This is a genomic window from Janthinobacterium sp. PC23-8, assembly GCF_002250505.1.
Lineage (GTDB): Bacteria > Pseudomonadota > Gammaproteobacteria > Burkholderiales > Burkholderiaceae_D > Janthinobacterium.
Window position 1 is genome coordinate 427,197 of record NZ_NJGY01000001.1, and the last position, 15,608, is coordinate 442,804.

The following is a 15,608-nucleotide window of genomic DNA, read 5'->3' on the forward strand; positions in this document are numbered from 1 at the left end:
ATATGCTTTGACGCTCGAGGGAAGGATAGTCGCCGCTTACGCATGGTGTATCGGTGCGAACGATTCGGCAAACAGATCGCTCTGGTAACCGGCGGCATCGAACAGGTGAGCGCAGGACTCGTCGATCGCCGCGTGCAGCCTGGCCTGGTCGACGCCCGGCACGACGCCGCCGCGTTTGCGCACGCGCCCTTTGATGATGACGGTATCGATATTGCTGCGCTCGGCCGCGTGCACCACGGTACCGATGGCGTTGTTGACCGGGTACAGGTTGAGGTCGCCGGTGCGTATCAGCATCAGGTCGGCCTGCTTGCCCGGCGCCAGGCTGCCGATGCGCTGTTCCAGTCCCGCCACTGCGGCGCCGTCGATCGTGGCCGCCTCCAGCAAGCGGAACGCATTGGTGGGCGCGGCCGCATGGTGATGCCCATGCAGGCGCTGGTGATGCGCCATCACCCGTTGCAGGTAGAACGCCACGCGCATTTCCATGAACATGTCGCCGCTGTACGAGGTCTCGTTGTCGACACTGAGGCCAGGGCGGATGCCGTGGTGCAGCGCCGCCTGCCAGGCGTACATGCCGTCCTCGATACCGTAGTGGGCATCCGAACGCGGGCATACATTGACGCGTACACCGGCCTCGCGCAAAATGGTCCAGCCGGCATCGGGCAGGCAGGTGCAGTGGTTGAAGATATTGTCGCTGCCGAGCAGTCCCTGCTGGTGCAGGCTTTCCAGCTCGTCTGCCATGACGCCGCCAAAAAACTCGGTCACGATGGGAATGCCCAGCTGCCGCGCGACGGCCCACTGCCCGGGTTCGAGCTGCGCCATCATGGCCAGTGTCACCAGGCTGTCAGGGTCGGTGAAATACCTGGCCTGCAGGCGTGCCAGGTTGCCTGGCCAGTGCGCCTTGTCCCAGTCGCCCGAGACGGGCGAGCCGGCGGCGTGCACCGCGCGGATGCCCGTATCGAGCAGTGCCTCGACCGCCGCGTCGGAGTGCGCCGCCGTGCGGCTGTTGTGCGAGTTGTCGATTACGGTCGTGATGCCGGCATCGATGCAGCCCAGGGCGGTCACCAGGTTGCCCACGTAGATGTCGCGCGGCCGGTAGTATTTGGCAAACGAAAAATGGGTGGCGTTGCAATAGTCCTCGAGCGTTGCCGCATTGGGGTTGATGCGGCGCAGCTGGCCTTCCCAGGCATGGCGATGGGTATCGACCATGCCGGGAATGGCGATCATCCCTGCGGCATCGATCACTTCGGCGCCGTCAAACGGCAGGTCCGTGCCAATGGCGGCAACCGCGCCATCGACAATCAGGATGTCGCCCCTGGGCAAATTGCCGACGTGGGGGTCCATGCTGATGATGGTCGCGCCCTTGATCAGCATCTTGTGCGGGATTGCTGCCAGCGGCGCCAGCAATGTACGGTCTTGTTCGAGCATGGTGGATTCCTGCGTAGATTATCGGTTGCTGGCAGTCTAGCGAACGCCAGCACACAGAAAAAGTGGCACGCGGCGTTTTCACCATGCAGGAAACGCGAACAATGCCGGGTTATAGTGCCGTCTCTATTACTGCCAGACGGACAAAACATGGATCGCGTACAAGCAATGCAGGTATTTCTTCGGGTAGTCGAAAGCCGCAGTTTTGTGCGCGCGGCAGAGACTCTGAGCATGCCTGCCTCATCGGTCACCGCCATCATCAAGCGGCTGGAAAAACATTTGCAGACGCGCCTGCTCAATCGTTCGACCAGAAACCTCAGCCTGACGCCGGAAGGCGAGCGCTACTTCCACCGTTGCCGCGACATACTCGACCTGATCGCCGACACCGAAGCGAGCCTGCAAGGATCGGGCGGGCGTCCGCAAGGACGCCTGCGGGTGGATATGCCTGGCGGCCTGGCCCATGCCGTGATCCTGCCGCAGTTGTGGCAATTCCAGCAGCGCTACCCGGACATCTACCTGCTGATCGGCGTCAACGATCGCCAGGTGGACCTGATCCAGGAAAACGTCGATTGCGTCATCCGTACCGGCAGCCTGGAAGACTCGACCCTGGTCGCGCGCCGCCTGGGCGAGCTGCGCTGGATCACCTGCGCGGCGCCGTCCTACCTCGCCGAACACGGCATTCCCGAGACCGTCGAGGCTTTGCAAGGACACCGGGCAGTCCATTACTTTTCCAGTACGATGCGGCGCGGCAGCGACCTGCGTTTCATCGAAGACAGCGTCAGCATCGCGGTGCCGGTTCCTGGTGCGGTGGCAGTCAACGACACTGCGCTGTACGTCAAGCTGTGCCTCGACGGCCACGGCCTGATACAGCTGGCCGAGATCCTGGTCAGCGAGCAGTTAGGCAGCGGTGCCTTGGTCGAGGTGCTGGCCGACCGGCGGCCGGCGCCGGTGCCGGTATCGCTGCTCTACCCCCATCACCGCTTTCTGTCGCCGGCGATGCGGGCATTCACCGACTGGACGGCCGGGTTGTTCAGCGAGGCCCAGGCAAATGCCGCCCTGTCAGCTTGACTCATTTTGCATGGGGCCTGACAGCGTCAGTTGCCAATACCCGACATCGACCCAGCGTCCGAACTTGAAACCCACCTCCCTGAACTCGGCCACTTTCTCAAATCCCAGCGCCTCGTGCAGGGCGACGCTGGCGGCATTGGGCTGGGCGATGCCGCCGATGACCAGATGGTAGCCTTGTTCGCAGAGGCGCCCGAGCAAGGCCTGGTACAGCAAAGTACCGATGCCCTTGCCAGCCAACGCCGGCGCCAGATACACCGTGCTTTCGACCGAGAATCGATAGGCATGGCGCGCGCGCCATTTGGTGGCGTACGCATAACCGACCACCGTCCCATCGTGCTCGGCAACGAGCCAGGGCAGATCTGCGCCTTGCACATCGGCGATGCGCTGCGCCATGTCATCTTCCGTGACGGCCTGCTCCTCGAAGGTGATGGCTGTGTTGACGATGAAGTGGTTGTAAATTGCCACGATTGCCGTGGCGTCCCCCCTGTTTGCGTTGCGAATATTCAAGCAGCTCTCCTCTTCAATGTGAATGCCGGTGGCATCAAACCAGGCGCACGGCCAGTGCGGCCAGCGTGATCAGCAGCACCGGCAGGGTCAGCACGATGCCGACGCGGAAATAGTAAGCCCACGAGATGCGTATGCCCTTGTTTGACAGCACGTGCAGCCACAGCAGCGTGGCCAGGCTGCCGATCGGCGTGATCTTCGGTCCGAGATCGCTGCCGATGATGTTGGCGTAAATCATTGCCTCGCGCACCACGCCTTGCGCGGTGGTCGCATCGATCGACAGGGCGCCGATCAGCACGGTGGGCATATTGTTCATGATCGACGACAGCATCGCGGTAATAAACCCGGTGCCCAGCGCGGCGCCCCAGACGCCATACGTCGCGCAGATGTTCAGCACGCCGGTCAGGTAGTCGGTCAGGCCGGCATTGCGCAGTCCGTAGACCACCAGATACATGCCCAGCGAGAACACCACCACCTGCCACGGCGCGTTGCGCAAGACTTCGCGTGTGGCGATCCGATGACCGCGCGCGGCCACCGCCAGCAGCAGCGCCGCGCCCACGGCGGCGACCGCGCTGATCGGCACGCCCAGGCTTTCTAGCCAGAAAAAGCCTACCAGCAGCAAGCCCAGCACCCACCAGCCGGTGACGAAGGTGGCGCGGTCGTGGATCGCCTCGGCAGGCGACTTCAGCTGGGCAAGGTCGTAGTTCGCCGGGATGTCCTTGCGAAAGAACCACAGCAGGGCGGCCAGGGTCGAAGCAACGGCCACCAGGTTGACCGGCACCATCACGGCGGCATAGCGCGCAAAGCCGATCTTGAAATAATCGGCCGAAACGATGTTCACCAGGTTCGACACCACCAGCGGCAAGCTGGCCGTATCGGCGATAAAGCCGGCCGCCATCACGAAAGCGAGCGTGGCCCTGGCCGAAAAGCGCAGCGCGCGCAGCATGGCGATCACGATCGGCGTGAGGATCAGCGCCGCCCCATCGTTGGCGAACAGGGCCGCCACTGCGGCGCCCAGCAGCACCAGCAGCACGAACAGGCGCTTGCCGCTGCCGCGCCCCCAGCGCGCCACATGCAGCGCCGCCCACTCGAAGAAGCCGGCCTTGTCGAGCAACAGGCTGATGATGATCACCGCCACGAAGGTGCCGGTCGCGTTCCAGACGATATGCCAGACCACGGGAATATCGGCGACATGGATGACGCCGGCCAGCAGCGCGACGATGGCGCCGGCGGCAGCGCTCCAGCCGATGCCGAGGCCGCGCGGCTGCCAGATGACGAGGATCAGGGTGGCGAGAAAAATCAGAAAGGCGATAAGCACGGCTGGTCCTTGTAGCGAGATCAATAATTAAACGGTGGTAGCGCCGATCGCCTGGATCTCGCGTTCAATAGCGTTCTTTTCCAGCATCTGCAGCGGCAGGCTGACAAACATGTTCATGCGCGTCATGATATCGAGCTGCTTGGCGATCCTGGTGGCAGCCATTCCTTCAGGACCGACCTGTACCAACAGCCGAAAAATGCCCAGCCGGCTTTCCTGCGCCATGGCCGAGAGCGCCGCCAAAACCTCTTTGGTATCCATGGCAACTCTTTCATTATTCAATAATTATGGAATAATCATAAGCCATAAAATTCGATACTTCAACTAATATCGAATTATATGACCGCATTGCCTGGCACAAAAGGTTTTGCAGCCTCGTCGGCCATCTTGCCAAGCGCCGGCCATGGAAGTCATCGATCGGAAGAATTTATTGGCGCCTGCCTGGACGCCTGGCGCCCGATTGTCGTTGTCTGTGTTCTTGCCTATTCGGGTTCACGGGTTTCAGCGGCGCCTTGCCGTGACTGTTTCTTCCGGTAGGCAGGCACGTCCCCCAGCTTGATGCCCTCGGGCATCTGGCGGTGCTTGGATTGCGCAATACGCTGCGAGCGATAGATGCCGGTGTGCCCCGAGAACAGATAGCTGACCACGCACGCCAGTGCGGCATAGACCCCCACCTCTGCGCCGAACAGTTCCATCGCCATCAGCGTCGATGCGATCGGTGTGTTGGCGGCGCCGGCGAACACCGCAACCAGGCCCACGCCCGCCAACAAGGGTATCGGCAAGTGCAAAATGGGCGCCAGGGCGTTGCCCAGGGTAGCGCCAATATAGAACAGCGGGGTGACTTCTCCCCCTTTGAAGCCGCTGCCCAGCGAGACGATGGTGTAGGCCATCTTGCCGAGGAAGTCGTAGGCCGGCAATGGGTGCTGGAACGATGCCACAATCGTTGGCAGGCCGAGCCCGATGTAACGGTCGGCACCGAAGCACCATGCGCTTGCCGCGATGACGATGCCGCCAAAAAAGGGCCGCAACGGCGCATAAGGGACTCGCCGCTTCATCCAGCCGCTCAAGGCGTGAGTGGTGTTCGCGAAGGCCATGCCGGTCAGGCCGAACAGCGCGCCCGCGATCACCATCGCCAGCAGCGGCCACGCCGATAATGGCGGTACAAAAGCAATTGCATAGTGGGTGTGATGCACGCCCCACAGCAAGCCGACCTGATCGGCAACGATGGCGGCCACCATGCAGGGCAGCATCGCGTCGTAGCGCAGGCGGCCGATGGCGAGCACTTCCAGCCCGAAGATCGCGCCCGCCAGCGGAGTGCCGAATACGGAGGCGAAGCCGGCGCTGATGCCGGCCATCAGGATGATGCGCCGGTCTTCGTGCGCGAGCTTGAACAGGCGGGTGAACTGGTCTGCCAGCGCGCCACCCATTTGTACCGCCGTTCCCTCGCGCCCCACCGATGCGCCGAACAGATGCGAGACAATGGTGCCGCCCAATACCAGCGGCGCCATGCGCAGCGGGATAATTTTGTCAGGATCGTGGATTTCGTCGATGAGCAAGTTATTGCCCGCCTCGACGCGCTGGCCAAAGCGCAGATACAGCCAGCCGACGGCAAAGCCTGCGATCGGCAGCAGCCAGATCAGCCAGCGATGGGATAGCCTGACGGCGGTTGCCCAGTCCAGCGCGAACAGGAAAAACGCCGATGCGGAGCCTGCGAGCACGGCAACACTGCTGGCGAGCAACAGCCACTTGCCGACATGCGGCAACAGCTCGATTTGTTCAGGAAAGTTGTGCTGTTTCATGCTTGTCCTATCGTTTGCGGTGTGGAGCACAAACCCGGACATGGGGAAGGACTGAGCTACGCCTGCACCTTCCCATGTCAGGGAATACGTGCAGGCATCATCAGCCCCAGGGGCGGTTTACAGGAGGAATGCCATCTCCTGTCTGAAATTTTATCAGTAAATGCTTCCACAAAGCAATGACGAGCCGCGCTTTTGCAGACTCGCCATCAATACAGTTACTGTGGCGCGGCAGCCTGCCAGCCGCCGCCCAGCGCCTGGATCAAGGCCACCGCCGTGGTCTGGCGGTCGGCCTGCGCCTGCACCAGCTGGCGCCGCGCCGACAGGGCCGTCACCTGCGCCGTCACCACGTCGGTATAGCCGACCTGGCCCGCGTTGTAGCGGTTCAGCATCTGCTGTTCCACTTCATCGGCGGCGCTGGACGCCTGGCGGCGCAGGTCGATCTGTTCGGCCAGCGCGCGCGTGGCCGACAACTGGTCTTCGACCGTGCCGAAGGCCGTGAGCACGGTCTGGCGGTAGCGCGCCACGGCCGCCGCATGGCCGGCCCTGGCCGCGTCCACGCTGGCGGTGGTGGCGCCCGCATTGAACACCGTTTGCGCGGCCGACAGGCCCAGCGACCACAGGCTCGATGAAGCGTTGAACAGGTCGCCTAGCTTGCTGGCGCCGGCACCGTAGGAGCCGGTCAGGTTCAGGCTCGGGTAATAGGCGGAGCGGGCAATGCCGATCTGTTCGTTGGCCAGCGCCACGCGGCGTTCGGCGGCGGCGATATCGGGCCGGCGTTGCAGCAAGGTGGAAGGCACGCCGACCGGCACCTCGGGCACCGTGATGGTCCACGGCGCCACGGCCAGGGTAAAGTCGGACGGCGCGCGGCCCAGCAGGATGGCGATCGCGTGTTCGAGCTGGGCGCGCGCGCGCACCTGGCTGGACAGGTCGATCCGCGCATTGGCCAGCTGCGTCTGCGCCTGCAGCAGGTCCGATTTCGCCGCGATGCCTGAATTGAAACGGTTGCGCGTGATGTCGAGCACGCGCTGGTAGCCTTCGATGGTGGAAGTCAACAGCGCGATCTGCGCATCGCTCTGGCGCAGCGAAAAATAATTGGTGGCCAGCTCGCCCTGCGCCGACAGGCGCGCGGCGGCCAGGTCGGCGTTCGATGCCTGCGCGGAAGCGTCGGCGCCGGTGACGCCGGCGCGCAGCCGGCCCCAGATGTCCGGTTCCCACGAAGCGCCCAGCGCGGCGCGGTAGTTATTGCTGGTCTGCTGCTCGCCACCACCGCCCGAGCGCGTGCCGCTGCCCGTGAGGTTCACGCTGGGGAACAGCGAGGCGCGCTGTTCGCGCACCAGCGCGCGCGCCTGCTCGTAGGACGCGACAGCGGCGGCCACGTTCTGGTTCGAGATGTCGATGCTGCCGGCCAGCTGGTTCAGTTGCGTGTCGCCGAACAGGGTCCACCAGGGACCGCGCTCGAGGGTGTCGGCCGGCGCGGCGATCTGCCAGCCGGCCGCCTCCTTGTACGCCAGCGGCGCGCTGGTGGCGGGCACTTCATGGACGGGGCTGACGGCGCAGCCGGCCAGCAGCGCGAACGCGGCCAGCGCCAGAGCGTGCAATGGCAGGCGTGCGGGAACAAAGGAGGTACGGTGTTTGACTTGACTCATGATTGTGTGCTCGGGTTATCTGGCCCGGGAATGCGGCTCAATTGCTGCTCGTCGGCGCTGCGCGTGCGCAGTTTGTCGAGCAGGATATAGACCACCGGGGTGGTCAGCAAGGTCAACAACTGGCTGGCAATCAGGCCGCCGATAATGGCGACCCCCAGTGGCTGGCGCAACTCGGAGCCCTCGCCAAAGCCTATCGCCAGCGGCAAGGCGCCAAGCGCCGCCGCCAGGGTCGTCATCAGGATCGGGCGAAAACGCAGCAAACAAGCCTCGCGCACCGCCTCGCGCGCCGCAAGGCCGCGCGCACGCTCGGCCTCCAGTGCGAAATCGATGATCAGGATGGCATTTTTCTTGACGATGCCGATCAACAAAAACACGCCGATCAGGGCGATGATGGAAAACTCCATGCGCAGCATCAGCAGCGCCAGCACGGCGCCGACGCCGGCCGACGGCAAGGTCGACAGCACCGTGATCGGATGGATCAGGCTTTCGTACAAGATGCCCAGCACGATATAGATCACCACGATGGCCGCCAGGATCAGGAGCGGCTGCTCCTTGTTGCTGTCCTGGGCGCTCTTGGCCGACCCCTGGAAACTGCCGCGCACATTGACCGGCATGCCGATCTCGGACTCGGCCTGCGCCACCGCCGCCTGGCCGTCGCCGAGGGTATAGCCGTCGGCGAGGTTGAACGACACGGTGGTGGCCAGCTCGCCGCCCTGGTGGTTGATGGCGGTGGCCGTCGAGCTTTCGGCAAAGCTGCTGAACGACGACAGCGGCACCATGGTCGCCAGGGTGCTCGACAGCGCCGTGCCGCTGGACGGATCGCGCGCGGCCGTGGTGTTCGAGGTGGTGGCGCTGACTGCTGCGGTGCTGGCGCTGGTGTTGCTGGCGGTGCCGGTGACGGCGGCGACGGCGGCCGCATTCGAGGCCGGCACATACACCGAGCGCAGCGCCTCCGGGCTTTGCGCATAACGGGGCGCCACTTCCATGATCACGTGATACTGGTTGAGCTCATCGTAGATGGTCGCCACCTGGCGCTGGCCGAAGCTGTTGTACAGCGCATTGTCGATATCGCGCACCTGCACCCCCAGTTCCGTGGCGCGGTCCTTGTCGATCGAGACATACGTTTCCACGCCATTTTCGGCCTGGTCGGTATCGACGTCGATCAGGGCCGGCTGCGCCTTCATCTGGTCGGCCAGTTTCGCCGCCCATTTTTTCAGGTCGGCCTGGTTGTCGCTGATCAAGGTGTACTGGTAGGTCGAATTGCTCGACCTGCCGCCCATGCGCAGGTCCTGCACTGGGTTCAGGAACAGCGAAATGCCGGTCACCCTGGCCAGTTGCGGGCGCAGGCGCGCGATCACGGCCTGCCCCTTGTCGGTGCGCTGCGAGGCCGGCTTCAGGTTGATGAACATGAAGCCGCCCCCTGCCCTGCCGCCACCCGTAAAGCCCACCACGGTGGCGACAGCCGGATCGGCCTTGATGATATTGACCAGCTGGCGCAACTTGCCCTGCATGGCCTGGAACGAGATGCTCTGGTCGGCGCGCATGCCGCCGTTGATCTGGCCCGTGTCCTGCTGCGGGAAAAAGCCCTTGGGCGCGGCCGCGAACAGGTACACGTTCAGGCCGACCACGAAAACCAGTATCGTCATCACCAGCGCAACGCTCGACAAGGCCCAGTCCAGGCAGTGTTCATAGCCCTTGAGCAGCTTGTCGAAACCGCGTTCGAACCAGCGCGCCACTGCGCCGGGCGCCTTGTGCTGCTGGCCGCTTTTGAGCAGCCAGGCGCACATCATCGGCGTGGTGGTCAATGAAATGACCAGCGAAATCATTACCGCCGCCGACAACGTCACGGCAAACTCGCGGAACAGCCGCCCCACCTGGCCGCCCATGAACAGCAGCGGAATGAACACGGCCACCAGCGACAGGCTGATTGACAGCACTGTAAAACCCACTTCGCGCGCGCCCAGCAGGGCCGCCTTGAAGCGGTCCATGCCGGCCTCGATATGGCGCTGCGTGTTTTCCAGCACCACGATGGCGTCATCGACGACAAAGCCGGTGGCCACCGTCAGCGCCATCAGCGACAAATTGTTCAGCGAAAAGCCCAGCATGTACATCACGCCGAAAGTACCGAGCAGCGAGACGATGGTGGCCACCGCCGGAATGATGGTGGCGCGCACGCTGCGCAGGAAGGCGCTCACCACCAGCACCACCAGCACGATCGACAAGATCAATGTGAACTCGATCTCGTGCAAGGAGGAGCGGATCGAATTGGTGCTGTCGGAGGCCACCTGCAGCTTGATGTCGCCGGGCAGCTGCGCCTGCAGTTGCGGCAGCAGCGCGCGCACGCCGTCGACCGTGGCAATCACGTTGGCGCCGGGCTGGCGCGTGATCAGCACGATCACGGCCGGGTCGCCATTGAACAGGCCCAGGGTATTGGTGTTTTCAACGCCGTCGGCCACTTCGGCCACATCGTCGAGGCGGATCGCGGCGCCGTCGCGCCAGGCCACCACCAGGCTGCGGTAGTCGGCGGCGCTGCGCCCGCCCGACGCCGTGCTGGCGCCCGAATAGATCTGCAGGCTGCGCGCGTCGCCGGTCACGGCGCCCTTGGGGCGGTTGGCATTGGTGGCCTGGATGGCGGCGCGCACGTCTTCCATCGACACGCTGTAGTGATTGAGCTGGTAGGGCAGCAGTTCCACGCGCACCGCCGGCAGCGAACCGCCGCCCAGCTCCACGTCGCCCACGCCCTTGACCTGGGCCACCTTCTGCTGCACCAGGTTCGACACGGCGTCGTAGATCTGGCCCGGCGTGCGCGTCTTCGATGTGAGCGCCAGGATAATCACCGGCGCGTCCGACGGATTGGCCTTGCGGTAGGTCGGGTTGCTGCGCAAGGTGGCCGGCAGGTCGACGCGCGAGGCGGCGATCGCCGCCTGCACTTCGCGCGCGGCGGCGTCGATCTTGCGGTTCAGGTCGAACTGCAGGTTGATGCGCGCAGAACCCGTGCTCGACGACGAGGTCATTTCGTTGACGCCCGAGATCACGCCCAGGCGCCGTTCGAGCGGCGTGGCGACGGAACTGGCCATGGTGTCGGGACTGGCGCCGGGCAGGCTGGCACTGACGGAAATGGTCGGATAATCGACCTGCGGCAGCGGCGAGACGGGCAGCACGAAGAACGCGCCGATGCCGGCCAGCGCGATGCCGATGGTCAGCAGCACCGTGGCGATGGGCCGCTTGACGAAGGGTTCGGACAAATTCACGCGGCGCTCCCTGCCGGCGGCTGGCCGCCCGGCTTGTCCAGGTTCACGGCGTCCTGGCGCTTGCCGCCGAAGCGGCGGCCCAGGCGGTCAAAGCCCAGGTAGATCACCGGCGTGGTAAACAAGGTCAGTACCTGGCTGACGATCAGGCCGCCGAAAATCGCCAGGCCCAGCGGACGGCGCAGTTCGGCGCCCTCGCCCCAGCCCAGCATCAGCGGCACGGCCGCGAACAGCGCCGCCAGGGTCGTCATCAGAATCGGGCGGAAGCGCAGCAGCGCCGCCTGGTGGATCGCTTCCTGCGGGCTCTTGCCCTGGTCGCGCTCGGCCTCGATGGCAAAGTCGATCATCATGATGGCGTTCTTTTTCACGATGCCGATCAACAGGATGATGCCGATAATGCCGATCACGCCCAGGTCCTGCCCCGACAGCATCAGCGCCAGCAGCGCGCCGACGCCGGCCGACGGCAGGGTCGACAGAATCGTCAGCGGATGGATATAGCTTTCGTACAGCACCCCCAGCACGATATACACGCACACCACGGCGGCCAGGATCAGCCACAGCTGGTTCGACAGCGAGTTTTCATATGCGCCGGCAGCGCCCAGAAAGGTCATGCTCACCGAGGCGGGCAAGCCGATATCGTGCGCCGCCGCGCGGATGGCGTCGACCGCGCTGCCCAGCGCCACGCCCCTGGCGGTATCGAAACCGAGGGTGGTGGCCGGGTATTGCGCCACGTGCGTGATCTGCAGCGGCGACTGCTTTTCGGTGATGCTGGCAAACGCCGACAAGGGCGTCGACTTGCCCGAACCGGTACGCACCTGCAGCTCGCCCAGCTCGGTCGGCGTGGTGACGATGCCGGGCTGGGCTTCGAGTATCACGCGGTACTGGTTGGTCTCGGTGAAAATCGTCGAAATGATGCGCTGGCCAAAGGCGTTATACAGCGCGTCGTCGACGGTGGCGGTGGTGACCGACATGCGCGCCGCGCTGTCGCGGTCGATCGCCACGTTGACGGCCGCGCCGGTGGCGCCGGCGTCCGTGGTCACGTTACGCAATTGCGACTTTTCACGCATGCGCGCCGCCAGCTTGTTGGCCCATTCGGTGACGGCAGCGGTGCTGGCGCCTTCGAGCGAGACGCGGTACTGGGTCGGGCCGGATTCAGCGTCGATGGTCAGGTCCTGCGTCGGCTGCAAGTAAAGCGTCACGCCGGCCACGCTGGCCACGCGGTTGCGCAGCCGCTCCATGATGTCATCCTGGCTGTCGGTGCGCGAGCGCTTCAGGTTGATCAGCATGCTGCCCGTATGGAGCATGGTGTTGTTGGCCGCATCGACGCCAACCACGGAGCTCAGGGTCTCCACGTCCGGGTCTGCCAGGATGGCGCTGGCGGCCGCCTGCTGCAGGCCGGCCATGCGTTCATACGAGACGGCCTGCGAGGTTTCGATGCGCGCCTGCAGCTGGCCCGTATCCTGCGTCGGGAACAGGCCTTTCGGGATGGTGATATACAGGATCACTGTCAGGAGCAGGGTCGCCAGCGCCACCAGCAAGGTCAAGCCCTGGCGCTTCAGGACCCACGCCAGCGCCTGGTCGTAGCGCGCAATCACGCGCTCGAAAAACGCCTGGATACGCTGGCCGGTAGCGCCGATCTTTTCATCGGCATGGCTTTTCAGCCAGCGCGCCGACATCATCGGCACCAGCGTCAATGACACCACGGCGGAAATCAAGATGGTGATCGCCAGGGTCATGGCAAACTCGCGGAACAGACGCCCCACCACGTCGCCCATGAACAGCAGTGGAATCAGCACGGCGATCAGCGAGACCGTCAGCGAGATGATGGTAAAGCCGATCTGCGACGCGCCTTTCAAGGCGGCGGCCATCGGTGTTTCGCCCTCTTCGATATAGCGCGCGATATTCTCGATCATGACGATGGCATCGTCGACGACAAAGCCGGTGGCGATCGTCAGCGCCATCAGCGACAGGTTGTTCAGGCTGTAGCCGAGCAAATACATCACGCCGCAGGCGCCGATCAGGGAAATGGGCACCGACAGGCTGGCGATCACGGTGGCGCGCAGGCTGTGCAAAAAGGCAAAGATCACCAGCACCACCAGCAGCACCGAGGCCAGCAGTTCCAGCTCCACGTGTTCGACCGAGGCGCGGATGCCGGTGGTGCGGTCGCTCAGCACGTCGAGTTTCATGGCCGCCGGCAAGCTCTTTTGCAGCTCGGGCAGCAGGGCCTTGATGGCGTCGACCGTCTTGATCACGTTGGCGCCGGGCTGGCGCTGCACGTTGAGGATAATGGCCGGCTGCTTGCCGGCCCAGGCGCCCAGGCGCGTGTTTTCGGCGCTGTCGACCACATTGGCGACGTCCGACAGGCGCACCGGCGCGCCGTTTTTATAGGTGATGATCAGGCGCTTGTATTCTTCCGCCGTGACCAGCTGATCGTTGGCGTTGATCGTAAACGAGCGCGACGGGCCGTCGAAGCTGCCCTTGGCGCTGTTGACGTTGGCCGCGGCAATTGCCGTGCGCAGGCTGTCCAGGCCCAGGCCGTAGGAGGCCAGCAGCCTGGTGTCGCCCTGGATGCGCACGGCCGGACGCTGGCCGCCCGACAGCGATACCAGGCCCACGCCATCGACCTGGCTGATCTTCAAGGCCAGGCGCGTGTTGACGATGTTTTGCACCTGTATCAAAGGCATGGTGGAGGACGTGATGGCGAGAGTGAGCACCGGCGCATCGGCCGGATTGACCTTGGCGTAGACGGGCGGCGCCGGCAGGTCGGTCGGCAGCAGCGAGCCGCCGGCATTGATCGCCGCCTGCACTTCCTGCTCGGCCACGTCGAGCGTCTGGCCGAGGGTAAATTGCAAGGTGATGATGGACACGCCGGCGGCGCTGGTCGAACTCATGCGCTGCAGGCCGGCCATCTGGCCGAACTGGCGCTCGAGCGGCGCGGTGACGGTCTGGCCCATGACTTCGGGGCTGGCGCCCGGATACAGCGTTTGCACCTGGATGGTCGGGAAATCAACCTGCGGCAAGGCCGCCAGCGGCAGGAATTTGAAGCCCACCATCCCGGCCAGCACGATGGCCAGCATCAGCAGCGCGGTGGCGACCGGCCGCTTGATGAACGGGGTCGATGGACTCATTGCGCCGCACCCTTGGCCGGGGCGGCAGCGGCAGGCCCGGTGGCAGGCGCCGACGACGCTGGTGCCGAGGATGCCCCTTCAGCGTGCTGGCGGCGCTGGCGGTGTTCGCCGTTCGCGCCGAGGCCACCCTGCCCCCGGCCCTGACCAGCAGCGGCCGGCTTGTCGCCGGCCAGCATGACTTTCGCGCCTTCTTTCAGGCGGTCGGCGCCCTCGGTGATGACCTTCTCGCCCGCTTCCAGGCCGGCGCGGATTTCCACCATGTCGGTGGTGGCCTGGCCGCGCGTGACCATGCGCACGGTAACGGTCTTGTCTTCCTTGAGCACATAGACGAAGTCGCCGTTATTGCTGTGGCGCAGGGCCGTGACGGGCACCAGCACGGCGCCCGTGATATTGCCCAGCTCCAGGCGCACATTGACGAACTGGCTGGGGAACAGCGCCATCTTGTCGTTGGCATAGCGGGCCTTGGCGCGCACGGTGCCGGTCTGCACGTCGACCTGATTGTCGAGCGCCGTGAGGTTGCCCTTGTCCAGGGTGATGCTGCGCGTGCGGTCCAGCGCCAGCGCCGGCAGCGCCACGTTCTGCGCCTGGCGTTCCTGGATGGTCTGCACCTTGTCCTGCGGGATGGCGAACTGCACGTCGATCGGCGAGAGCTGGGTAATGACCACCACGCCGCCGGCGTCGCCGGTGTTGACCAGGTTGCCGATATCGACCACCTTCAGGCCGGCCCGGCCGCTGATCGGCGAGACCACTTTGGTGTAGCCGAGATTCAGCCTGGCCGTGCCTTCGGCGGCGCGGTCGGTCATCACCGTGCCTTCGAGCTGTTTCACCAGTGCCGCCTGCGTGTCGACATCCTGGCGCGCGATCGAATCCTGGCCCAGCAGGGTCTGGTAGCGCTTCAGGGTCAGGCGCGCGTTATCCAGCTGCGCCTCATCGCGCTGGCGCTGGCCGGACGCCTGCATCAGGGCCATCTCGAACTGCGCCGGATCGATCAGCGCCACCACCTGGCCGGCCTTGACCATCGCGCCTTCCTTGAAGCGCAGCTCCTTCAAAATGCCCGACACCTGCGGGCGCACCGTGACGGTCGACGCGGCGGTGACCGTGCCGAGCGCATCGAGCACCACCGGCAAGTCCGATTTCACGGCCGTGGCCACGCCGACGGTGGTCGACGGCGGACCACGGCGACCGCCGCCGGGGCCGCCTGGCCCGCCAGGACCACCCGCGCCGGCGCCTTGCGCGCTGGTGCCCGAGTGCGTCAGATACCAGGCGCCGCCACCGAGGGCGGCCATCACGGCCAGGGCAATCAGGGTACCGACGATCTTGGAACGGCGGCTGCGCCGTGCGGGAGGTGGGGTCATCTGCGTATCCATCGCTTATCCTTTTATGCGCCGCTGGCACGGCGTAGCTGTTGGCCGTCCGCCGAGTCGGTTCACTCGGGCAGGGCGCCCGTTTTTCGGGTGTTTTTTTACAAGATCAACGGG

At 64.8% G+C, this 15,608-nt stretch carries 9 protein-coding genes, 1 pseudogene and 1 riboswitch; of the genes and pseudogenes, 1 reads left to right on the forward strand and 9 read right to left on the reverse strand.

Annotation, left to right across the window (positions count from 1 at the left end; all coding sequences use genetic code 11):
• Positions 1–36: 36 nt before the first annotated feature.
• Positions 37–1,425 (reverse strand): amidohydrolase family protein, encoded by a 1,389-nt coding sequence (locus CD932_RS01900; RefSeq protein WP_094441159.1) that lies wholly within the window; start codon positions 1,423–1,425, stop codon positions 37–39.
• Between the two features lie 165 nt (positions 1,426–1,590).
• Between CD932_RS01900 and CD932_RS01905 the strand changes: the two genes are divergently transcribed.
• Positions 1,591–2,490, forward strand: coding sequence for a LysR family transcriptional regulator (locus tag CD932_RS01905; protein WP_254926595.1), 900 nt, complete (start codon positions 1,591–1,593; stop codon positions 2,488–2,490).
• On the opposite strand, the gene CD932_RS01910 is transcribed toward CD932_RS01905, so the two are convergent.
• The 8 genes and pseudogenes from CD932_RS01910 to CD932_RS01945 form a co-directional block, all read right to left on the reverse strand.
• On the reverse strand, positions 2,482–2,997 hold the full coding sequence (locus tag CD932_RS01910; protein ID WP_176460848.1) for an arsinothricin resistance N-acetyltransferase ArsN1 family B: 516 nt from the start codon (positions 2,995–2,997) through the stop codon (positions 2,482–2,484). The genes CD932_RS01905 and CD932_RS01910 overlap by 9 nt on opposite strands.
• 34 nt (positions 2,998–3,031) lie before the next feature.
• Entirely contained in the window at positions 3,032–4,312 is a 1,281-nt protein-coding gene (locus CD932_RS01915) for an arsenic transporter (protein WP_094441161.1), read from the reverse strand.
• 126 nt (positions 4,313–4,438) lie between these two features.
• A pseudogene (locus tag CD932_RS28655) lies at positions 4,439–4,570 on the reverse strand (transcriptional regulator); the annotation flags it as partial.
• 221 nt (positions 4,571–4,791) lie between these two features.
• Positions 4,792–6,108, reverse strand: coding sequence for a voltage-gated chloride channel family protein (locus CD932_RS01925; RefSeq protein WP_094441163.1), 1,317 nt, complete (start codon positions 6,106–6,108; stop codon positions 4,792–4,794).
• Positions 6,109–6,192: 84 nt separating this feature from the next.
• Positions 6,193–6,256: riboswitch (Fluoride riboswitch) on the reverse strand.
• Positions 6,257–6,323: 67 nt separating this feature from the next.
• A complete protein-coding gene (locus CD932_RS01930; RefSeq protein WP_094441164.1) occupies positions 6,324–7,754 on the reverse strand; it encodes an efflux transporter outer membrane subunit in 1,431 nt (476 codons plus the stop codon).
• Positions 7,751–11,005, reverse strand: coding sequence for an efflux RND transporter permease subunit (locus tag CD932_RS01935; RefSeq protein WP_094441165.1), 3,255 nt, complete (start codon positions 11,003–11,005; stop codon positions 7,751–7,753). Before CD932_RS01935 ends, CD932_RS01930 begins: the two co-directional genes overlap by 4 nt.
• Entirely contained in the window at positions 11,002–14,130 is a 3,129-nt protein-coding gene (locus tag CD932_RS01940) for an efflux RND transporter permease subunit (protein ID WP_094441166.1), read from the reverse strand. Before CD932_RS01940 ends, CD932_RS01935 begins: the two co-directional genes overlap by 4 nt.
• A complete protein-coding gene (locus CD932_RS01945; RefSeq protein ID WP_254926426.1) occupies positions 14,127–15,485 on the reverse strand; it encodes an efflux RND transporter periplasmic adaptor subunit in 1,359 nt (452 codons plus the stop codon). The genes CD932_RS01940 and CD932_RS01945 overlap by 4 nt, the downstream gene beginning before the upstream one ends.
• Positions 15,486–15,608: the final 123 nt, after the last annotated feature.